The sequence below is a fragment of the Vibrio paracholerae genome (assembly GCF_037672085.1).
Taxonomy (GTDB): domain Bacteria; phylum Pseudomonadota; class Gammaproteobacteria; order Enterobacterales; family Vibrionaceae; genus Vibrio; species Vibrio cholerae.
Genome location: NZ_JBBHLM010000002.1, coordinates 1676091 through 1697396, shown reverse-complemented (window position 1 = coordinate 1697396; position 21306 = coordinate 1676091). Strand labels below are relative to the sequence as shown.

17 protein-coding genes are annotated in these 21306 nt (G+C 45.0%); 9 read left to right on the top strand and 8 right to left on the bottom strand.

Features of this window, described 5'->3' with window-relative positions; all coding sequences use genetic code 11:
- Window positions 1-61: 61 nt before the first annotated feature.
- Entirely contained in the window at window positions 62-1078 is a 1017-nt protein-coding gene (pspF, locus tag R4537_RS12850; RefSeq protein WP_071178386.1) for a phage shock protein operon transcriptional activator, read from the bottom strand.
- Window positions 1079-1287: 209 nt separating this feature from the next.
- On the opposite strand from pspF, the gene pspA reads away from it, so the two are divergent.
- The 7 genes from pspA (at window position 1288) to R4537_RS12815 (ending at window position 8751) form a co-directional block, all read left to right on the top strand.
- Window positions 1288-1956 (top strand): phage shock protein PspA, encoded by a 669-nt coding sequence (pspA, locus tag R4537_RS12845; protein ID WP_071178385.1) that lies wholly within the window; start codon window positions 1288-1290, stop codon window positions 1954-1956.
- A 13-nt stretch (window positions 1957-1969) separates the two neighbouring features.
- Complete coding sequence (gene pspB / locus R4537_RS12840; RefSeq protein WP_071178384.1) at window positions 1970-2203, top strand: envelope stress response membrane protein PspB; 234 nt, start codon at window positions 1970-1972, stop codon at window positions 2201-2203.
- Window positions 2196-2585, top strand: coding sequence for an envelope stress response membrane protein PspC (gene pspC, locus R4537_RS12835; RefSeq protein ID WP_057644624.1), 390 nt, complete (start codon window positions 2196-2198; stop codon window positions 2583-2585). The genes pspB and pspC overlap by 8 nt, the downstream gene beginning before the upstream one ends.
- 297 nt (window positions 2586-2882) lie before the next feature.
- Window positions 2883-3914: an efflux RND transporter periplasmic adaptor subunit gene (locus R4537_RS12830; RefSeq protein ID WP_071178383.1), complete on the top strand. Its 1032-nt coding sequence runs from the start codon at window positions 2883-2885 to the stop codon at window positions 3912-3914.
- A gap of 1 nt (window position 3915) precedes the next feature.
- The gene (locus R4537_RS12825; RefSeq protein WP_071178382.1) at window positions 3916-4995 is read left to right on the top strand and encodes an efflux RND transporter periplasmic adaptor subunit; all 1080 of its coding nucleotides are present in this window, start codon (window positions 3916-3918) and stop codon (window positions 4993-4995) included.
- Window positions 4988-8086 (top strand): efflux RND transporter permease subunit VexK, encoded by a 3099-nt coding sequence (gene vexK / locus R4537_RS12820; RefSeq protein ID WP_071178381.1) that lies wholly within the window; start codon window positions 4988-4990, stop codon window positions 8084-8086. The genes R4537_RS12825 and vexK overlap by 8 nt, the downstream gene beginning before the upstream one ends.
- A gap of 86 nt (window positions 8087-8172) precedes the next feature.
- Window positions 8173-8751 (top strand): DNA-3-methyladenine glycosylase I, encoded by a 579-nt coding sequence (locus R4537_RS12815; RefSeq protein ID WP_071178380.1) that lies wholly within the window; start codon window positions 8173-8175, stop codon window positions 8749-8751.
- A 64-nt stretch (window positions 8752-8815) separates the two neighbouring features.
- On the opposite strand, the gene R4537_RS12810 is transcribed toward R4537_RS12815, so the two are convergent.
- The 4 genes from R4537_RS12810 to cls form a co-directional block, all read right to left on the bottom strand.
- Window positions 8816-9781 carry a universal stress protein gene (locus R4537_RS12810; RefSeq protein ID WP_000819134.1) on the bottom strand — a complete coding sequence of 322 codons (966 nt, stop codon included), beginning with the start codon at window positions 9779-9781 and terminating at the stop codon, window positions 8816-8818.
- A gap of 131 nt (window positions 9782-9912) precedes the next feature.
- Window positions 9913-11625 (bottom strand): cation:proton antiporter, encoded by a 1713-nt coding sequence (locus tag R4537_RS12805; RefSeq protein WP_080286441.1) that lies wholly within the window; start codon window positions 11623-11625, stop codon window positions 9913-9915.
- 278 nt (window positions 11626-11903) lie between these two features.
- Window positions 11904-13094 carry a cystathionine beta-lyase gene (locus R4537_RS12800; RefSeq protein WP_071178379.1) on the bottom strand — a complete coding sequence of 397 codons (1191 nt, stop codon included), beginning with the start codon at window positions 13092-13094 and terminating at the stop codon, window positions 11904-11906.
- A gap of 92 nt (window positions 13095-13186) precedes the next feature.
- Window positions 13187-14641 (bottom strand): cardiolipin synthase, encoded by a 1455-nt coding sequence (gene cls, locus R4537_RS12795; protein ID WP_071178378.1) that lies wholly within the window; start codon window positions 14639-14641, stop codon window positions 13187-13189.
- Between the two features lie 373 nt (window positions 14642-15014).
- Between cls and R4537_RS12790 the strand changes: the two genes are divergently transcribed.
- A complete protein-coding gene (locus R4537_RS12790) occupies window positions 15015-16349 on the top strand; it encodes a sodium-dependent transporter (RefSeq protein WP_071178377.1) in 1335 nt (444 codons plus the stop codon).
- 56 nt (window positions 16350-16405) lie between these two features.
- On the opposite strand, the gene R4537_RS12785 is transcribed toward R4537_RS12790, so the two are convergent.
- From R4537_RS12785 to R4537_RS12775, 3 genes are all read right to left on the bottom strand, one after another.
- The gene (locus tag R4537_RS12785) at window positions 16406-18112 is read right to left on the bottom strand and encodes a HEAT repeat domain-containing protein (protein WP_071178376.1); all 1707 of its coding nucleotides are present in this window, start codon (window positions 18110-18112) and stop codon (window positions 16406-16408) included.
- A 163-nt stretch (window positions 18113-18275) separates the two neighbouring features.
- Window positions 18276-19226: a hypothetical protein gene (locus tag R4537_RS12780; protein WP_071178580.1), complete on the bottom strand. Its 951-nt coding sequence runs from the start codon at window positions 19224-19226 to the stop codon at window positions 18276-18278.
- 218 nt (window positions 19227-19444) lie between these two features.
- Window positions 19445-20428 carry an AraC family transcriptional regulator gene (locus R4537_RS12775; RefSeq protein ID WP_071178375.1) on the bottom strand — a complete coding sequence of 328 codons (984 nt, stop codon included), beginning with the start codon at window positions 20426-20428 and terminating at the stop codon, window positions 19445-19447.
- A gap of 148 nt (window positions 20429-20576) precedes the next feature.
- Here R4537_RS12775 and R4537_RS12770 point away from each other — a divergent pair, with 148 nt between their 5' ends.
- Window positions 20577-21284, top strand: coding sequence for a TIGR01621 family pseudouridine synthase (locus R4537_RS12770; RefSeq protein WP_071178374.1), 708 nt, complete (start codon window positions 20577-20579; stop codon window positions 21282-21284).
- Window positions 21285-21306 lie beyond the last annotated feature (22 nt).

Here is a 21306-nt window from a genome sequence, read left to right as displayed (position 1 = left end):
TCCCGCTAATTTACCATTGTTTTTCGAACGAAACCAAGTGAAAAGGCGCATTTACCGCATATCACTCAACATGAGGCGAGGCGTTTTCACTGTTCATTTGTGGGTACTTTCTCATCATGCCTCGAAATTGATGATAGCTGAGTCCCAGCAACTGCGCGGCGTGCTTTTGATTAAATTTCGCTTGCGTGAGTGCCGCTTGTAACAACTCAATATCACACTGTTGCTGCCATGCCTTGTAGTCAAGAGGCAAATGGAAGTCGGTATGAGTGGTATGGTGAACGTCAACCCGCTCAGATACGTCGGTGACAATGTCACTGGATTGGAACGGGTTAAAGACTAACTGATCAATTGGTTGGCTATTCAATCCATGTTGATACACCGCGCGCTCCACCACGTTTTTCAACTCACGCACATTGCCCGGCCAAGAGTAGGCTTGCAGTTGGTGTAATGCATTGGGGCTAAAACCAACAAAGAGTGGCAGTTGTAGTTCACGGCACATGCGAATAGCAAAATGTTCGGCAAGCAGCGCAATATCTTCTGGCCGATGGCGAAGTGCAGGCAAATGAATCACGTCAAACGCCAGTCTGTCCAGTAAGTCCGCGCGAAATGTGCCTTGCTGAGCCATTTGCGGTAAATTCGCGTTGGTCGCACATACCAAACGCACATTCGCGTTTAATACTTGGTTGCCACCGACACGTTCATATTGGCTGTATTCGATCACGCGTAGCAGTTTTTCTTGCACTGAGAGTGGTGCAGTGGCCAATTCATCTAAAAACAGCGTACCGCCTTCGGCACGTTCAAAACGTCCTTGATGGCGTCCTTTGGCTCCAGTAAACGAGCCTGATTCATGGCCAAACAGCTCTGAATCGATCAGTCCTTCACTGAGCGTCGAGCAGTTTAGCGACACCAGCGGTTGTTCCCAACGTTTTGATAAATAGTGCAAGCGCTGGGCGATCAACTCTTTACCCGTTCCGCGCTCGCCAATGACCAGCACAGGACGATCGATCGGCGCTAAACGTGAGACTTTGTCTAACACCGCTAAAAACGCAGGTGACTCTCCGAGCAAGCTTTGTTGCATCCTCTATTTCCTCAAAGTGGTGAAATTGACCAACTGTTGGTGAATTTCATCATAGCATGCTGAGTGGAAAAGTCGGTATATTTGTAATTGATTGAAAAATATGGATTTAAAAGTTGGCACGTAATTTGGATTTATCTTTGCAACCAACGCACAGCATGGGGCTGCAGCGGTAATCTCAGTGTTTGGCACTGAAGGATAGGAGAAACGTCATGGGTATTTTTTCTCGTTTTGCAGACATCGTAAATTCCAACATCAGCGCGCTACTGGATAAAGCAGAAGATCCAGAGAAAATGATCCGCCTGATTATTCAAGAGATGGAAGATACGTTAGTGGAAGTGCGTACCAATTCCGCCAAAGCAATGGCAGATAAAAAAGAGCTGGCGCGTAAAGTGGAGTCGATTGAACAGCAGTTAGAGGATTGGCAGAACAAAGCGACGCTGGCGCTGACTAAACAACGTGAAGATTTGGCGCGCGCGGCACTGATCGAGAAGCAGAAACTGCAACATGTGCTGAAAGGCTTGCACACAGAGCAGACGCTTGTCGAAGAAACCATTGAAAAGCTGACGGGCGAAATTGGTAAGCTCGAAACCAAAATCACTGAAACCCGTGCGAAACAGCAAGCGTTAGCGATTCGTAGCCAAGCGGCGAGTCATCGTCGCGATGTGCAGCGTCATTTGCACGCGGGTCGTAGCGAAGAAGCGATGGCAAAGTTTGAGCAGTTCTCGCGTAAAGTCGATGAGCTGGAAGCGGAAGCCGATCTTTATGCACAATCAGGCCAAGTGCGCTCTTTAGAGCAAGAATTTGCTGAGCTACAAGCACAAGATGAGATTGAAAAAGAGCTAAACAAGCTTAAAGCTCAGATGAAATCAGACCAATAATTGGGAGTAGACTATGTCCTCATTTTTTATCGCCGTGCCATTGATCGTTTTTTGTATCTTTGTTGCACCGCTGTGGCTGATCCTCCACTACCGGAGTAAACGCAAAACCGGGGATGGTCTATCGGATGAGGAGCTGCAACTTCTGCGCACCCTGTCGGATAAGGCAAATCGCTTGCAAGAGCGCGTGGAAACCTTAGAGCGGATCTTAGACGATGAAACCCCAAACTGGAGAAATCGCTATGAGTAAACGCGAGCTGTACCGCGACCCATATAACGGCAAAATAGCGGGGGTTTGTGCAGGATTAGCGAATTACTTCGGCCTAGAGGTTTGGCTGGTGCGAATTTTAGTGATCACCGCCGCCTTGCTGGGTGGGACGTTTTTAGTGCTGGTTGCTTATGTGGCAATGGCTCTGATGCTGGAGAAGCTACCGAAGCAGTACCGCGAAGATATTCGTAGTCAGCAAGAGCATACGCTGAAAAGCAAACCTTGGGCACAAGGGCAAGCACCAAAAGAGCTGTTGCACACGCTAGATCGCGATCTCAGCCAAGTCGAGAGTCGAATTCGTGGTGTGGAGGCGTATGTCACCTCCGAAGCGTTTAAGGTCAACCGCGAGTTTCGCAAACTCTAGTCACCAGCGCCAATTACAAATCGTAGTGAATATCCCCTTACTACTTGAAGCCGCAGCGGTGTTGGCTACGTTTGTTCACCCCAATCACATAGTTTGCCTATGTTCATGGGGACTCACTCACTTGCCGCCTACCTGCAACTCCAAGTTGTTTGGGTATAGATAGGCGCGAGTTATTATTGAGCGGTATGAAATGCCGCTCTTACTTTCGCTAATATTTGGTTAAAAATCGATGGTGCGAGTGGAGTTAACGCACTGATTCACCTATGTTTGAGCTATGTCTAAGCATAGGTAATTGGTATGAACAAAACCCTTTTGGCCTTTTCCATCTGCTCCACTTTGCTGGTGGGGTGTGGAAAAGAGCTTCCTCCCGTGCCTGAGCCCGATTCGCGGCCAGCTAAACTGACCACTGTGTCCGTAGGTAACAACACCTTTTCTCGCCAATTTCCAGCCACTACGGCGGCTGGCGATCGCGCGGTGCTCGCTTTCCGTGTACCCGGACAACTACAAACCATTGATGTTTTAGCCGGACAAGAGGTGAAGAAAGGTGAGGTACTTGCCAGACTCAACCCTGACGAATATGCGTTGTTAGAACAGCAAGCCAACGCCAATTTTCAATTAGCCGATGTGCAATTTCAGCGGGCACAGCGATTACGACAAGACAAAGTCGTGTCCGAGCAGGATTTCGACCAAGCTCAAGCCAATCACAATTCCGCGAAAGCCACCTGGGAGCAAGCCAGAGCCAATCTACGTTATACCCAATTGATCGCCCCTTATGATGGCACTATTTCGCTGATCCCAGCAGAGCAGTATGAGTATGTTGCAGCCAAGCAAGGGGTGATGAATATTCAAACCAATCAACTGCTCAAAGTGCAGTTTCTCCTTCCCGATCATTTGCTTAATCGCTTTTCTCATGATGGTGTAGAAGTGCATATGGTGTTTGACTCGTTCCCTAACCGCCAATATCCGCTGCAATTTCAAGAGATAGATACTGAGGCCGATTCCAAAACCCGCTCTTATAAAGTGACTATGGTGATGGAAAGACCCAATGATGTCGGCATTTTGCCGGGTATGGCGGGGCGTGTAAGCCTCATGGCTCCGAGCGGTAGCGCGACGGTGGTCCCCACTTCTGCATTGTTTGCAGAGCAAGGGGGAAAATACGTATGGCGAGTCGATGACGCGGGGCTGGTCAGTAAAGCTGCGGTTACTTTGAATGATCAACGCCAAGTGCTTACAGGCTTAAATGATGGCGACCGGATCATTATTTCCGGTGTCAGTGGCGTGACCGAGGGCATAAAAGTGCGTGAATGGGTCAAGGAGCGAGGACTGTAGGATGAAAAAAATTCGTTACACCGCTTGGTTGGCTCATTTACTGTTGATCGCAGGATGCAGTGAACCCGCGAAGCTTGAACGCGATACGCTACCACGGGTGAACGTGGCGCAGGCAGGAGAAAAAGTCAGTGATAAGCTCTTTTTTCCGGCGGTAGCCAATGCGGCTGAACGTTCTCATTTGAGTTTTCGAGTGGCAGGTGAAATCAGTAAGTTCCATGTCAAAGAGGGCGCTCGCGTTAAGCAAGGCGACATCTTGGCTGAAATTGAGCCGACCGATTACCGTTTGGCTGTCGATAATGCTCAAGCACGATTTTCCGTGATTGATAGTCAATATCGGCGTTCACAACCACTGGTCGAAAAAGGCTTATTAGCCAAATCACAGTTTGACGAAATTGCTGCGCAGCGCCAAATCGCTCGTGCTGAGCTTGAGTTGGCGAAACTTCGTCTCTCCTTCACCCAATTACGTGCACCAATGGATGGCATCATCTCGCGTATCAGCGCCGAGCAGTTTGAAAGTGTTCAGGTTGGTCAACAAATCGTCAATATTCACAATATCGATAGTGTTGAAGTCTTGATTCAACTGCCTGATCGCCTGTATGCGACACAGCCGACGTCCAGCGAGTTGGCGAAGATAGAAACCGTGGTGCGTGTCCCAAGTGGTCAAGTTTATCCCGCACGCATAAAAGAGTTCACCACTGAGCCAGACCCTGCCACGGGGACATTTACTGTCACCCTTTCTCTGCCCATGCCAGAGCAAGAACTGATCTTGGATGGCATGGCTGTTGAAGTGAGTGCCAAAGGGCAACATGTTGGGCTAAACCCACTCAACACCATCAGTGTTCCGATTGAGGCCATTTTTAATGCCGACGGTGATGAGTTAGACAAAACCGCTCAATATGTTTGGTTGCTCAACAACGACAATACGGTGAGCAAACGTCAGGTGCGGTTAGCGAAAGCGTCACGCAACCATGTTCAAGTCAGTGAAGGAATTAACGCGGGAGATCGTTTAGTGGTCGCTGGCGTTGCAAGATTGAGAGATGGAATGAAAGTACAAGTCCTTGAGGAGCGTGGCAATGAGTGAACAGAAGCAGACCCCGCCAGAGAATAATGAGAACCAAGGTGTTGCCGCTTACTTCATCAATAATCGCGTGATCAGTTGGATGGTTTCGCTGATTTTTTTGATTGGAGGGACGGCCGCATTTTTTAATTTAGGACGTTTGGAAGACCCCGCTTTTACTATTAAAGATGCCATGGTGGTGACCTCTTATCCGGGGGCAACTCCCCAGCAAGTGGAAGAGGAAGTGACTTATCCGCTGGAAAAAGCGATTCAGCAATTAACTTATGTCGATGAGGTGAATTCGATTTCGAGCCGTGGTTTATCCCAGATCACGGTAACAATGAAAAACAATTATGGTCCGGATGATTTGCCGCAAATCTGGGATGAGCTGCGGCGTAAAGTGAATGATTTAAAAGGCGCTTTACCGCCGGGGGTGAGTCCGCCTTTGGTGATCGATGATTTTGGTGATGTGTATGGCATCTTGTTGGCGGTCACTGGCGAAGGTTACAGCTATAAAGAGCTACTTGATTATGTGGATTATCTGCGCCGTGAATTGGAGTTAATTGATGGCGTCAGTAAAGTCTCAGTCAGCGGGCAGCAGCAAGAGCAGGTTTTCATCGAGATCTCGATGAAACGGATCAGCACGCTGGGAATTTCGCCGCAAACCGTCTTCAACCTGCTCTCGACACAAAACTTAGTCTCGGATGCCGGAGCGATCCGGATCGGCTCTGAGTACATTCGCATTCATCCCACTGGTGAGTTTGACGATGTGGAGAAATTGGGCGACCTGATCCTGAGTGAAAGAGGCGCACAAGGGCTGATTTATCTACGCGATGTGGCCGAAGTTAAACGTGGCTACGTGGAAGTTCCAAGTAACGTTATCACCTTTAACGGTAAGCTCGCGCTTAACGTGGGGGTCTCGTTCGCTCAAGGCGTCAACGTGGTGGAAGTTGGGCAACGCTTCGATCGCCGCTTGGCAGAGCTCAAATATCAACAACCGATCGGGATTGATATTGCTGAAGTGTATAGCCAGCCCAAAGAAGTTGATAAGTCGGTCAGTGGTTTTGTGGTGAGCCTTGGACAAGCGGTCGCCATCGTTATCATCGTATTACTGTTCTTTATGGGGCTGCGCTCGGGGCTGTTGATTGGTCTGATCCTGCTTTTGACCGTACTGGGCACCTTCATTTTCATGCAGTATTTCAAAATTGACCTACAGCGTATTTCATTGGGCGCGCTGGTTATCGCTTTAGGGATGCTGGTGGATAATGCGATTGTGGTGGTCGAGGGGATTTTGATTGGCACGCAGAAAGGCCGAACGCGCTTGCAAGCGGCAACGGACATTGTCACCCAAACCAAATGGCCACTGCTCGGAGCGACAGTGATTGCCGTGACTGCCTTTGCGCCTATTGGCCTTTCGGAAGATGCAACGGGTGAATACTGTGGAACCTTGTTCACGGTACTGCTTATTTCGCTGATGCTGAGTTGGTTTACGGCCATTTCGCTGACGCCATTTTTTGCCGATCTGTTCTTCCGTGGTCAGAAAGCGCCAGCCAGCGGTGAAGAAAGCGATCCCTACCAAGGTTTTATCTTTGTGGTCTATCGACGATTCCTTGAGTTTTGTATGAAGCGCGCTTGGCTCACGATGGGCGTATTGGTGCTCGGACTTGCAGCGAGTTTGTATGGCTTTACTAAAGTGAAACAAGCTTTCTTCCCATCATCGACCACTCCTATGTTTATGGTCGATGTTTGGATGCCTGAAGGGACGGATATTCGAGCGACGGATGCCATTTTATTAGAGCTGGAAAAATGGTTGTCGGCTCAAGAAAGTGTCGACAGCGTGACCACTACCGCAGGCAAAGGTCTACAACGCTTCATGCTGACTTACTCACCAGAGAAAAGTTATGCCGCTTACGGTGAGATCACCACACGGGTTACGGACTACCAACAGCTCGCTGCCTTGATGGCGCGTTTTCGGGCGCACTTAGACGCCCGCTATCCTCAGATTAACTACAAGCTGAAACAGATTGAGTTAGGGCCAGGTGGCGGAGCCAAAATTGAAGCGCGCATTGTAGGTTCAGACCCAACGGTACTGCGCAGTATCGCAGCGCAAGTGATGGATGTGATGTACGCTGACCCCGGTGCCTACAACATCCGCCACGATTGGCGTGAACGCACCAAAGTGTTGGAGCCGCAGTTTAATGAAAGCCAAGCGCGTCGTTATGGGATCACCAAGGCGGATGTGGATGAGTTTTTAGCCATGTCATTCTCGGGTAAAACCATAGGGGTGTATCGGGATGGCACCACCTTGATGCCGATTGTGGCACGTTTGCCGGAAGAAGAGCGGGTGGACATTCGTAATATCGAAGGCATGAAAATCTGGAGCCCAGCACTGAGTGAGTATATTCCATTGCAGCAAGTGACCCTTGGTTACGAAATGCGTTGGGAAGATCCGCTGATTGTGCGTAAAAATCGTAAGCGCATGCTGACGGTGATGGCGGACCCAGATTTGTTAGGCGAAGAAACAGCGGCCACGTTACAACAGCGTTTGCAGCCACAGATTGAAGCCATTCCTTTACCGCCGGGTTATTTCCTTGAATGGGGCGGTGAGTATGAGTCATCCGGTGATGCTAAAGCTTCTTTGTTTAAAACCATGCCATTGGGTTATTTGTTCATGTTCCTTATCACCGTATTCTTATTTAACTCGGTGAAGGAGTCGCTGATCGTTTGGCTGACAGTACCTTTGGCGGTCATCGGGGTGACGACAGGTTTGTTGGCGCTGAATACGCCGTTTGGGTTTATGGCCTTGCTCGGCTTCTTGAGTCTTTCGGGTATGTTACTCAAAAACGGCATTGTGTTACTGGATCAGATCGAAATTGAAATGCACTCCGGCAAAGATCCGTATTTAGCGGTTGTCGATGCGTCTTTGAGCCGTGTTCGCCCCGTCTGTATGGCGGCGGTCACCACCATACTCGGTATGATCCCATTACTGCCGGATATTTTCTTCCGGCCTATGGCGGTAACCATCATGTTTGGTTTGGGCTTTGCGACCGTACTGACTCTGATTGTCGTGCCGGTGCTGTATCGCTTATTCCATCATGTAAAAGTCCCACAATAGCGATAATGTCAGTGAACGCTGATTAGAGACCTTAAAATACGTGGCTCTTTGGAGCCACGTTGCTCATTGAACGAAGAAGGATAAGCATGATGAATGCGGAACAGGGCGTATGTGCTTGGGCGATAAACCATCCCTTAGAGCGTGAATATCACGATAAAGAGTGGGGCAGAGCTGTGCATGATGATACCAAGCTATTCGAGTTTCTCACCTTGGAAGGGGCGCAAGCGGGATTAAGCTGGCTCACGGTATTGAAAAAGCGCGAAGGGTATCGCCAAGCCTTTTTAGGTTATGATTTACAGCGCCTTGCACTGTGTGATGAAAGCCATGTTGAGCAGATCATTGCCGAGTATGATGTAGTAAAGCATCGCGGCAAAATTGCTTCTGTGTTCTCGAATGCGCGAGCCGCCTTGGCGTTACAACAGGAGTTCGGCTCTTTAGACGCCGCGTTGTGGCAATTTGTCGGTGGTCAACCCAAAATCAACCGCTGGGTAAGCATGAGCGATGTACCCGCCTCAACGGAAGAATCAAAAGCCATGAGCAAATTTCTGAAAAAACGTGGCTTTAAGTTTGTGGGCGAAACGATTTGTTATGCCTTTATGCAAGCGTGTGGTTTGGTCAACGACCATTTAGTTGGCTGTCCCTGCCAAGCCAATCCCACGCGATAAGGTGAATATCTCATTCCACTCTGCCAACTCTAAGGCGTTTGAAACATCGTGTGAGAAGAAAGTTTCATGACTTGCTTGGAGCTAAAATCGGTGACACAAAACCTTCAGGCTTGAGTGTCACTACTGCACAGTTGAGCTGATAAAGAATATTTTCAGCGGTATTGCCAATCAGAACTCCCGCAATCCCTGAGCGAGCCAGCGTGCCCATCACTACGAGATCAGCATTAGCCGATTGGGCAAATTTAGGGATCTCATGCGCCGCTGCGCCTTGCACCAAATGTAAGCGTGGATTGAGGTACTGATAGGTTTCCTCCCCAACTTTTTGTTTAAAGCGAGCTAGGCAACTGTCTAACGCATAGCGTTTGGCTCGCCGTTCATTTTCATACAACTGTTGCTCATTTTTATCGGACTCTCCTACCCACAAGCCAATAAATCCTGCTTGCGGAACATCGTAGGCGTTTATTACGTGTAAATTGGCGTTATCAATCAGGCTAATTGATGCCGCTATCTCTAAGATTTTTTGGTTAAGCAATTGTTTATCTTTTTGATTTGGTTCCAGAGAGTCACTCTCTAAATCTATGGCGGCCACCACATTGCGATATTTGGGAACTTGCTTAGGTTTCATTAGCCAGACAGGTGTCGGACACTTGCGCAGTAAATGCATGTCATCACTGCCAAAAAGATGTTGCAACCAAGCCGCGTCTTCGCATTCTTTAATCACAAGGTCACAGTGTAATTCCTGCACTGCATGAATCACTTCAACGTATTTTTTCCCCGTTCTGATGCTGACCGAGACAGAATCAGAGAGATTTAAGCTATTGGCTAATTTTTCTAGTTCATCACTTTGTTGTTGTAGCGCTTGTTGATAGAGGTGCTGAACTTCCGTTGAAAAAGAAGGTACTTGATTAACTAAAAGCAAAGTTAAACGTGCATGATGGTTTTTGGCCAATGCTGCTGCAGTAGTTAATGATGCGGAAGGGGCTGGAAATGAGCCGTCAACCACATACACAATGTGAGCAAATCTTTTCATCGTTCAGTCTCCGTTAATGCTGTTGTTGCGCTTAACATTTTAGGTACAGAGTAAATCCTAAAGCTTTTCTGTTCTTAAGTTATGAGTGATTTTGTGAAGGTTTACCATGAACAGAGTTGTAACTTTTTGTTTTATTGATGGGTTTCATTCTGTTCATTATCATTCAGTACCGTAATGTACCCGCGATCTCGCACCCCTTGGATAAGCGTATCAATTTCAGTATCAGGCACACCGAGAATTTGCAGTGCGGTCTGCCCAAGATGCAAGCTTGACTCTATGGTCTCTGGGTAGGCTTTTACCGCCCCCGCATCGCGCAGGCGAATACTCGATTCTAAATCTCTCGCTCGTGCAATAACCGGAACTTGTGGGCAGAGTTGACGCAGCAACTTTAAGGTTGACCAGACGACATCATGGCCATCTACCGTAATAATTACCAAAGCAACTTGTTGGATGTGAATTGCATCCAGTAATTCGTGATCGGAGATCTCTCCATAATAAACCGCATGCTTTTCTTGCTCGCGGCCGAATTGGACTCGATGAGGATCATTATCAAAAGCGATATAAGGGATACCGCGAGATTCCAGCAACACGGCAATGGTATGACCCACACGACCGTATCCACCGATCACGACTTGAGGAGTGGGGGTATCGCTAAAGTCTGGAGAGTCATAAGCGCCGTTGTGAATGTCTTTAAAGAACAGAGCGGCTATCTGCTGATTAAAACGGATCAAAACAGCGCCAATAACCATGGACAGCAAAACAGCCGTAATAGCGATTTGGCTTAATTCGGCACTCATCACTGTAGAGTCCATCGCGATAGCCACGAGCGCTAGACCAAACTCACCACCGACAGCGAGCAATAATCCTGTCTGTAAGGCAACCTTGGGGGTGGCATTTTTTCTGAGTAGCAGGAAAACGATCACGATTTTGCTACCAATAATCACTAGGGCACCGAGTAATGCCCAGTGCCAAATGGGAGGTAGCGCGAATGGATCAAAACGCATACCTATCGCGATAAAAAATAACCCTAAAAGGACATCACGAAAAGGACGGATACTGGATTCGACTTGATGGCGAAATTCTGTCTCTCCAAGGATCATGCCTGCCAGAAAACCACCAAAAGCCAGCGATAAACCTAAGCTGTCTGTTGTCCAAGCAGCCAGTAGCGCGACAAGAAGGACGGTGAGAGTAAAAATTTCTGATGAACGTTTTTGTGAAACCAAATGGAACAGCGGTCGTAATAGCCATTTACCCAACAAGATCACTAATGCAAAAGCACAGATAACTTTGAGCATCGCCCAACCTAAGTTGAGCATCAGTGTATCAAGAGCTAATGCGGTACCCAGTAGTGGGATTAATACTAAAAAAGGTACTGCTGTAACATCTTGAAAGACGGACATGGCTAAGCCAAATCGACCATGCTGAGTGTTGGTTTCACCTGACTCACTGAGCAAGCTAGACATAATAGTGGTAGAAGATTGTGCAAAAACAGCACCAAAGACAAAGGCGACCGCGGGAGTTAAGCCACAAAGCCAGAGGAGGAGAGTGACGAATAACGTTGTAAAAACCACTTGGCCACTGCCTAGAGTAAGAACTTGACCTCGCAACATACGTAGCTGAGGAAGTGAGTAGTTTAAGCCGATCGTGAACAGCAGAAAGACCACGCCAAATTCTGAAATGGCATCAAACTCAGCCAATACAATGGTGGGGCCAATCGTATAAGGGCCTAATATCACGCCAACCAGTAGGTAAGCGAGGCTGGTTGGTGCGTGTAGCCGTTGAAAACCGACAACGATCAAAATGGTGACTGCCAGCAGCAGTAAAATCTGAACGAAAACTTCCATAATTCGTCACTTACTCTCGAAAAAATACAACGTGAATCGTTGCCGTCGGTTTGCCCTTCAGATGAGCATTCGATGGAACCTTAGGCAGTAACTTAAGGTATAGCGTTGCATAAGTTTTGGATAGCTGCTGATTTGCAATAAATTGTTGTGCGTATGGTCACGGTCGGGACGATGTCGGAGGGGTTATCGATTATTGATGTGGTTATGCCTCCCATCTACTTGATTTAAATCTGGTAATACCGACAAGTAAATGGGAGTGAGGGGAGGGTTATCTAAGTTCAGGCGTTGAGATGTTGGTTGTAGCGCGCAAAACCCGCTTCCAGATCGGCGATTAAATCTTCGACATTTTCTAGCCCGATATGAACCCGGATCAGAGTGCCGCATAAGTGAGGATTCGCGACTGAGCGAAGAGAGGTAAAGGCTTTGGGTTCATGGGCTAAGATCAAACTTTCAAATCCCCCCCAAGAAAAGCCCATGCTGAAGTGTTGCATGCCATCGAGTAGAGCGGTTGTGGCTTCTGGATGCGTCGTTTTCAACACAAAAGAGAACAAGCCATTGCCGCCAGTAAAATCACGTTCAAAAAACTCGTGCCCCGGACAGGTCTCTAACGCAGGGTGGCGAACATGATCGACTTCTGGGCGAGTTTGCAACCACTGGGCAATCTGTAAACTGTTTTGTTCATGCTGGCGTAAACGTACATCGAGAGTACGCAATCCACGCATTGCCATGTACACATCGTCAGGTGAGGCGTATTGTCCCATCAAATAGCTGTGTTCACGCAGTTGTGCCCAACACTTTTCATTGGCGACCGCAGTACCGAGCATCACATCAGAATGACCGACAATGTATTTGGTCGCGGCTTGAATGGAAATATCGACGCCATGTTCGAAAGGTGAAAACAGTACTCCTGCCGCCCAAGTGTTATCCAACATGACAACGATATCGTGCTGGTGAGCGATGCGAGAGAGTGTGGGAAGATCTTGCACTTCCATGGTTAGTGAGCCTGGTGATTCGGTAAACAGAACCTTGGTATTGGGTTGAATCAGCTCGCGAATACCTTCACCAAGCATAGGATCATAATAGGTGGTTGATACACCAAGCTTTTTCAGGACTTTCTCACAAAAGTCTCGGGTGGGCTCGTAACAGGTATCGACCATCAAGATATGGTCACCTTGTGCAACAAAAGAGAGAATCGCGTTGGTGATGGCCGCTGCGCCACAAGGGTAGAGCACGCAACCTGCGCCGCCTTCAATCTCAACCATTGCTTCTTGAAAAGCGAAGTGGGTTGTGGTGCCACGACGTCCGTAAAACAGGGTTTTGTTGGCGCGATTGATCGCCGCTTGGTTTTTTTGCGCGACCGTATCAAATACCACAGTAGAAGCGCGTTGTACTGGGGGGTTAACCACGCCAAGTGTCCATTTTTTGTTGCGTCCCGCGGTAACGAGGCGGGTCTTTTTACCTTCTGACATCTGCTGTCCTTGTCTGACTTTACAAAACGTTATTTAAGTCGTTATTTAAACCATGGCGCCGTGCCGGATGGCAACCCCACTCAGTGAGAAAATCACAGTAATGGGTTAAAGAGATAAAATACGCGCTCCAAGAATCGGTTGTACCATGGGCGCTGCTCCCACTCGGCATAAACGACGGAATGAGACTGATCAATGTACTGCTGCTGCAGCCAATGCATCTGTTGAGTAAATTCCAGATCATCCACGGCGAGTGTAAGCTCAAAGTTAAGCCATAAGCTGCGCATATCCAGATTCACCGTCCCTACTAAACAGAACTGCTGGTCAATCACGACAGACTTGGTGTGCAACAAACCTCCATCAAACTCATGGATCTGTACGCCAGCTTCGAGCAATTCGCCGTAAAACGCTCTTGAAGCCCATTGCACCATGAGCGAGTCGTTCTTTTTCGGAATAATAATGTCGACTTTGATGCCACGTTGCGCAGTCATTTTCAATGTGGCCAGCAAATCTGCGCTTGGCACGAAATAAGGTGTAGTGATGCAGACTGATCGATTGGCTTGGTTGATCGCTAACGTCAGCACTTGAGAAATTAAATTCTCAGGCATACCTGGACCAGAAGGGACAACTTGGATCGGATGCTGAGGTTGATTCGATTCGAGGCGGCATTCAGGATTTTTCGGCAACATGCGTGAGCCAGTTTCAAATTCCCAATCCCAACAATGAATGGCCGAGAGGACATTCACGGTCGGTCCTGTCACTCGAACCATAATATCGATCCACTGGCCCACGCCTGCATTTTGCTTGAAGTAGGCAGGGTCAACCATATTCATGGAGCCGGTGTAGGCGATTTCATCGTCAATCACAATGATTTTGCGATGTTGGCGCAGATCTAGCCGACGTAGGAAGATCCGCCAAGGGCTGACTTCTAACGCTTGTACTACCTCAACTCCGGCGTCGCGCATCATTTTTTCCCAAGGGCTACGGAAAAAACGTGGGCTGCCAGCAGAATCGAGCAACAGTTTGACGTTGACACCGCGTTTTGAGGCTTGAATCAAGGCCGAAGCAACGGCATCGGCTAAACCACCAGGATGCCAGATGTAGAACACCATACGAATTTGAAACTGGGCGCGTTCAATATCATCAATGATGGCGTGCAAGATTTCATTCGGAGAGTTCAGTAAAGATAAGGTATTACCACTGAGGGCAGGTATGCCCATTCGGTTGTTACACAGCTCATCAATTCGTGAGATATGTGCTCCCATCCCTTCTTGTACATGGGCTTGGCAATCATTGAGCGAGCGGAACCAGTGGCCGAAAGGGGTAAACATCTCTTTAGCGCGTTCGGCTCTTTTACGGCCGAGGTTGAGTTCCCCAAACAGGAAATAACAGAGCACCCCCACAAACGGGATGATGTAAATCACCATCAACCAAGCTAAAGAAACGCTGACCGCACGTCTTTTCAAGACAACGCGAATCGTGACACCGGCGATCAAAAGCCAATAGATGCCGATACTGAGCAAAGTGAGGAAGTGGTAAACCTTGTCCATGCCTATCCAATAACAAACTGATATTCAAAGGGGATAGTAAAGCGAAAGCATAAGAGAAGGAAGCAAACCGACCAAATTAATAAAATAGTTAGGCTTTTCTTACTTGCTACGACAAATCGTTCAGGCGTCAGTAGGATCTTATTGTTGTTAATTTGTAAAAATGAGTGTAAGGCGTCAAGTTTTGGATGAAAAACAAACAAACGCGCCAGAAATGTTGCTGATGAATAGCAAAACGGACTGTTCGGGCTTCCAATTTTATTCCTGAACTGATTTACTTGCCATACTTACAAAGTTAGTGATGATTTTGTTATGTGTAATTTTATTTTTACACCTGCAATCATAATCAAACAAACACAATTCATTGGTAGCAAATATGGCAAGTGGTTCTAGAGGTCAGTTCACCTCTCGATTTGGTTTTATTATGGCCGCAGCGGGTTCTGCGGTGGGCCTTGGCAATGTGTGGGGCTTCCCAACTCAAGCTGCCAGTAATGGTGGTGCCGTTTTCCTTTTGGTTTATCTCTGTATGGTCTTTCTTCTCGCTTACCCGATGTTGGTGGCGGAGTTAACCATTGGGCGTTATGGTCAATCTAACCCGATACGTGCATTTCGCTCTGTTTGGCCGCAAGGCAAATGGGGTGCGATTTTGCTTGGTGTTATCGGCATGGTCGTGGTGTCACTCATCCTTAGCTTTTACGCCATCGTCGCAGGCTGGCTAGTGGGCTCCCTGTTTGGTAGTGGCTTAACCCTGATTGGTGCCGACAGTGCAAGTCAGTGGCTAACCTCGTTCAGTACTGAGCGAAATCTCATTCTGATGGTGTCATTCATGGTATTGACCATGTTTGTGGTGCGTAACGGTGTCGCTAACGGGATTGAAAAATGGTCTACCCGCTTAATGCCACTGCTATTTGTTCTATTTGGTTTACTGACGGTGTACATCTTCACTCAAGAGGGTGCTCTGGATGGACTCAAGATGTATCTGGTACCTGATTTGAGCCATTTTACGCCGGATGTTGTGGTTAGCGCGATGGGCCAAGCTTTCTTCTCGCTGTCACTGGGTGTATGCGTGATGACCACTTATGGCTCATACCTCAATAAAGAAGCAAATTTGCCGAAAACCGCAGCTCAAGTGGCTTTGATTGATACCGGTGTCGCCTTCATTGCGGGCTTGATGGTGCTGCCCGCTATGTTTGTAGCGAAACATAATGGTGTGGAGATTTTCTCTTCATCTGGTGAGTTACTCAATTCTGATACCTTAGTCTTTACCGTGTTACCTGCGATGTTTGACACCATGGGTGTGATAGGCGCGGTGATTGGTATTATCTTCTTCCTTTTGATGATCATTGCCGCATTGACTTCTTCGATTTCTATGTTGGAAGTGCCCGTCGCTTGCGCAGTGGAAGAGTTACAGCAGAAACGCTCTAGTGCGGTGTTATGGATTGGCGGTTTGGTCACGATCATTTCCGGTGTGATTGTGCTGAATTTCTCCAGCTTGTTTGGTTTAGTGATTAACTTCACCACGGTTTACTCACAACCGATCATCGCACTTTTGATTACCTTGATTGCGGGTTGGATTTGGAATCGTAACCAGATCCTATCGGAGCTGAAACAAGGCTGCCCTGAAATTGAAAACAGCCTATTTTGGAAAATCTGGCCTTGGTATGTCCGCCTCGTGTGTCCTGTACTGATGTTGATGGTGTTTTTTGCTTAAGCCGTGGCAGCGGCTCACAATTATGTGCTCCGCTGTTCTCTTCTCACTAGGATAGTTTAATTATTTTCAATCCATTGAGTTATCAAGTTTCTTGTATCTTCAGACAATGAATGGTCACTTTTTAAGCGTTCAATAAAAGAAACATTCTCTTCGTTATATGCTGTAGCTTTCATGAATAACTTAAGATAACTCAAACCAATAATGGAGTTTACACTTTCCTGAAGAATCTTTTCTTTTACTAGGTTTGCTTGTGCTTGTGTCAGCTTTATCTCTTGATTTTGTATAAGTGACTCTGTAATCGTATTAATAACCGTTGGGTTTTTTTCAATCGACAGTTGTTCAATTAATTTTGTAACTGACGGAGTATTTCTAGCCAGAATCTTAGCAGCTAGCTTTCGCTCTTCTGGATGAGCACTATTAATGTAAGCAGACACATCATCGGTTAGCTGGTCTGTCTTCAAGTTATAAATGGCCGATAAAGTAAAATACTTATCCTGAGTATTTTCTAAGGCATGCTTAAGGATGTTTGTAACTTCTTCACCTAGTTGCTCTGTTTGTGTGCCGAGAATACCGATGTTCAGCATGGCAGTATTGGCAATTAAAAGATTTTCATCATTGAGTAAAGATTGTAATGTTAACAGTGCATTTGACGAATTTGTTTCACCCATTTTAGAAATTGATATAATTGCTCTAAGTCTGTCATTCTCTGCTAGAGAGTGATCCTGTGCTAGTTCAGCTAGAATATTTTCAGCCTCTACAGATTTTGAACGCTCTAAAGCAAAAATAATACTTGAGTGGAGACTGTCACTTGTTTTTTCATTCATGAGTAGTTTTTTTATAAATTTGCTGCCTTGTTGAGCAAGATATTGACCAAGATAAAATGCAGTTTCAAGGTCAGGTTGATTATCAAATTCAACTAAGGAAGTGTTAAAGTTTGATTCGTTGATATAAAATTCTTCATCATTTTGCAAATGGTTGTTTGTCTTTGTTTTTAAATAAGCATTTGAGTGTATTAAAAAAGGAGTGTTTAAAATATTTTCATTTGAAATTTGTTTTATTGATATTTCTTGTTCGATTTTTAATCTTTCATTTTCAAAATTAATTTCTTTATAAAAGTAACTCGTTAAATCTCTAGGTGTGCCATCATCATTTAGACTAAGCAACCAGTTTTCATGTTCATTCAATATATCTGAGTTATCGTTATGGTCAGTCACTATAATTTTTTTTCTGGTTACTTGCTTAGCATTTTCAATATATATGTATTTTCTTTCCATATAGGCTGAGTTCAATACAACTTCATCTGTAGAAGTGGAATAAGAAAAATCATTAAGAATTGTTTGTATTAAATTTAGTTTGTGATCTGGTGATAAGTCAAGTAGTGAAATGTCTTGAAATAATCCATTTTTATATTTGTATGTGAACGGTAAATAGATTGGTATTTCATCTGAGGTTTCTGATGTAGTAATGTCATAAACGGTTCCATCTTGAATAATTCCATTTGAGAAATGCAACTTCATTTTGAAGTTTTCAAGTTGCTGGTTAATTTTTTCTGTACCATTTATGAGAGTGCTGGTTATTTTTACAGCATATGTTTTGTATGCATTTTCATCGGCATTTTTATTTTTTGTCGCTGAATCGTAAGACTCTGTATAATATAAACCTTGTTGATGTTTTTCTTGGTTGTGATTATTAAAGAAAAAATAATAACTGAAAATTAGTGAAACAAGGAATCCTATGGTGTAGAGAATGATTATTTTCTTCATATATTTTACTCATAGTAAAGGCGCTAAATTGAGCAATGCTGGCTAAGTTTTATTCATTATAATAAGATGAAATAATCTACCCTTGTGGGAATGACTTTGCCTCGTCGTTCAGTGACAATTCCAAATACTATTGGGTTATATTTAGCGCCTATAAATTATGGGATTAAAGGTAAGAGGTTTTGTCGTAAATTGTATTTTCTATGTTATAGATTGGAGACCAGCTTACTAAATCAGTTTTTGCATGAAAAATACTGGCCAATCCAAATAATTTAATATCACAATATAAGCCAATGCTCCCGTTACCGCCTTTTACGCTAGTATCCCATTTTAATCGAGTATAAAGTCGATAATCTTTTGAAAGATTAGATGACTGAAGAGGGGCATTAATTTCAAATTCATCATTTTCAGTTAATCCAGTCTCTACATAAGCTTTTGTACCAGCATTGATTAAGGTTAAATTTCCTTGGGCTCCTTTTTCAATGCTTTTTATAATGGTATCTATTTTTGCATAACCTTTAACATTGGCATTTCCTGAAATGTAGGGTCTTATACTAGCATATACATTAATAGGTTTGGAATTTTCATCCAATTTTAGCCCTGCTTCTAAGTCTGTACCAACATTGAGCACCGCACCGATTTTTGCACCGAGACGAAATATACCTGCTGGATCGATTGGAATCTCAGGTAAGGGGACTTCGATACTCGCGACTTTGTGGCTAAAACTTTGCTTAATAGCGCCATGAAATAAAGCATCACAGGTTGGATTAAGAGAAAATGGTATATCATTACCTACGCTCAACGAAAAATAGACTCCACGAGCACACTCGACATCCTTAGGATTAAAGCTAAGGTCTATACTACCTATAACAGAACCAATATTGGTATTATGTGGGCCGACGTTGACCTCAAACTTATTGTTGGTATTACCGATGATCTCTCCACCTACCAATGTAAGATAGCCGTCACTCTTGCGTGTTTGTACGAAATTTTCAACGAGGCGATGTGTTTTGGCTTGATGTTTTTCGTCTAATACCGTGCCGGGAGAAAGACCTGCTGCATAAGATTCTATAGATATTAAACTTAACATAATGAGTGATAAATTTAAAATTTTCATTTTTCTACCTTTTAATCGATTCAAAAACATGAGCATAGTTAATATGCTCAACGACTCATAAACTTAAGAGCATGAATCAATCTACAGGGTATCTATAGCCATGTATTGACAATACCGGACAAAAATTTGTCATTTGAGACCATATTAAAATCGGTCAATAACAAAAAGATTTAGTCTTATTCTATAGTTCAATGTATTAATGTGTGATTTTTAGGCGCTTATTTTATTGAAACTCGATATTCTGATGGTGTTTTTTTAAACCAACGATAAAAAGCTCGATTGAAAGAACTTTGCTCACTATAGCCAAGTAAACTTGTTAGCTTGGTAAAACTAATTGATGGGTCTTTAATGTACTCATTAGCAAGTTCAGATCTAACTTGATCAACTAAGTCTTTCCAATTTGTATTATAGGCATTTAGTCTACGCTGAAAGGTGCGAGGTGAAAGTGATATTTCTTGGCATAATTTATCCAAGTTGATGTCACCGTTTTTTAATAAATCTTTAATTCGTATTCTTAATGTATCTAGGAAGCTGAGTGAGGGCTGCTGTTGCATAATATACATGGCTTGCTTTTCTAAGTAATAGAGCAAATTAATATCACTTGAGGATAGCGGTCTTCTTATTTCTTCTATTTTTGTACGAAGTGCATATCTGGGGGTGTTATAGTTTATTTCACAAGAAAAAAAACGTTCACATATACGTTTTGCTTCTGTAGAGCCATGGAATGAAAAATCAATGCTACTTAATTGCAATGGATAATCTAAATAGTTATTAATGAATGTAATTAATGCGGAAGCAGAGCATTCTTCATACAAAAGGCTTGTCAATTTTCCTGGCCAACTTAATTCTACTTCACCTTTTTCTTCATCAACAAAAAAACTTGCACATACATCAGTTTGGAAGAGTTTTTCATACTTAACGTAGTAAGTGATTGCTTTTTCAACAGAGTCGCAGAATGTTGCTAAATAGCCAAGAATTCCAGCATGATAGGGGGATATACAACTGCCTATTTCTATTCCAGCAGCTGCCGATACTTTATGTATTTCTCGTGTTTTTTCAGCTAGGGAGATCCATTCATTAAGGGGGATTTTCCCCATGGTTTTCCAAAGGGAAAGCTGCGTTTCCACAACTTCATTATTGATATTTTCTTTGCGTATCCAATCTTTAAGTAGACAACCCCAAGTGCTAGTTAAAAGTATCATTGTATTCCTTTGGTTTGGATTTATTTATTGATCATTAAGTATCTGACTAGATAAATGCTATATCTATTTTGTTAAATTTTGATAAAAAGCGCATTTTTCTTTTGTGTCAAGAAAGTACATAATGTGTCCTGTAATGTGAGGCGTATTTATGTTTGATATTCTGTTTACCCATCCTGATTTTCTGCTTATCAATAAACACCCCAACGTATCGGTTCATAAAGATGATGGCGATACCATGCTGCTGCAAGAAGTGGCGACGCAAACAGGGGATGACCAGCTCTACTTGGTGCATCGGTTGGATAAGATGACGTCAGGGATTTTGCTGTTGGCAAGAAATGCCGCCGCGGCCAGTGAACTTTCGCAAGGCTTTGCTAAGCGCAAGGTTGAAAAATTCTATCTGGCGATTGGCAGTAAAAAGCCGAAGAAAAAACAAGGTTTGATCTGCGGAGATATGGAGCGCTCACGTCGCTCATCATGGAAGTTGTTGAGCTCGCAAGAAAATCCGGCGATCACGCAATTTTTCTCCGCGACCGCAGCACCGGGGGAGCGCTTGTTTTTGTGTAAGCCCCATACCGGAAAAACCCACCAAATTCGCGTAGCGTTAAAATCGATTGGTTCTGCGATTGTAGGAGATCCTATTTACAATACGGCGGATGAGTCCGATCGCGGTTATTTGCACGCTTTTGCCTTGCGTTTTACCTATCAAGGTGAGGTTTACCAATGGCTGTGCGATCCGCGTCAGTTTTCACACTTAGGTCAGAAATGGCACGAAGAAGCGGTGAACCAAGGGATTGAAAATTGGCTATCACCTTGGGATTTACCTTGGCCAGCGCTGAAAGTGGGGGGAAAAGAGTAGGCGATCGTTCTCATTGTGCCCT

Coding starts and splice junctions, on each gene's coding strand:
- R4537_RS12790 (WP_071178377.1), top strand. CDS start 15,015: ATGGCAAGTGGTTCTAGAGGTCAGTTCACCTCTCGATTTGGTTTTATT.
- R4537_RS12775 (WP_071178375.1), bottom strand. CDS start 20,428: ATGATACTTTTAACTAGCACTTGGGGTTGTCTACTTAAAGATTGGATA.
- R4537_RS12805 (WP_080286441.1), bottom strand. CDS start 11,625: ATGGAAGTTTTCGTTCAGATTTTACTGCTGCTGGCAGTCACCATTTTG.
- R4537_RS12810 (WP_000819134.1), bottom strand. CDS start 9,781: ATGAAAAGATTTGCTCACATTGTGTATGTGGTTGACGGCTCATTTCCA.
- vexK (WP_071178381.1), top strand. CDS start 4,988: ATGAGTGAACAGAAGCAGACCCCGCCAGAGAATAATGAGAACCAAGGT.
- R4537_RS12770 (WP_071178374.1), top strand. CDS start 20,577: ATGTTTGATATTCTGTTTACCCATCCTGATTTTCTGCTTATCAATAAA.
- R4537_RS12815 (WP_071178380.1), top strand. CDS start 8,173: ATGATGAATGCGGAACAGGGCGTATGTGCTTGGGCGATAAACCATCCC.
- pspF (WP_071178386.1), bottom strand. CDS start 1,078: ATGCAACAAAGCTTGCTCGGAGAGTCACCTGCGTTTTTAGCGGTGTTA.
- R4537_RS12780 (WP_071178580.1), bottom strand. CDS start 19,226: ATGAAAATTTTAAATTTATCACTCATTATGTTAAGTTTAATATCTATA.
- R4537_RS12800 (WP_071178379.1), bottom strand. CDS start 13,094: ATGTCAGAAGGTAAAAAGACCCGCCTCGTTACCGCGGGACGCAACAAA.
- R4537_RS12830 (WP_071178383.1), top strand. CDS start 2,883: ATGAACAAAACCCTTTTGGCCTTTTCCATCTGCTCCACTTTGCTGGTG.
- pspB (WP_071178384.1), top strand. CDS start 1,970: ATGTCCTCATTTTTTATCGCCGTGCCATTGATCGTTTTTTGTATCTTT.
- pspA (WP_071178385.1), top strand. CDS start 1,288: ATGGGTATTTTTTCTCGTTTTGCAGACATCGTAAATTCCAACATCAGC.
- R4537_RS12785 (WP_071178376.1), bottom strand. CDS start 18,112: ATGAAGAAAATAATCATTCTCTACACCATAGGATTCCTTGTTTCACTA.
- cls (WP_071178378.1), bottom strand. CDS start 14,641: ATGGACAAGGTTTACCACTTCCTCACTTTGCTCAGTATCGGCATCTAT.
- R4537_RS12825 (WP_071178382.1), top strand. CDS start 3,916: ATGAAAAAAATTCGTTACACCGCTTGGTTGGCTCATTTACTGTTGATC.
- pspC (WP_057644624.1), top strand. CDS start 2,196: ATGAGTAAACGCGAGCTGTACCGCGACCCATATAACGGCAAAATAGCG.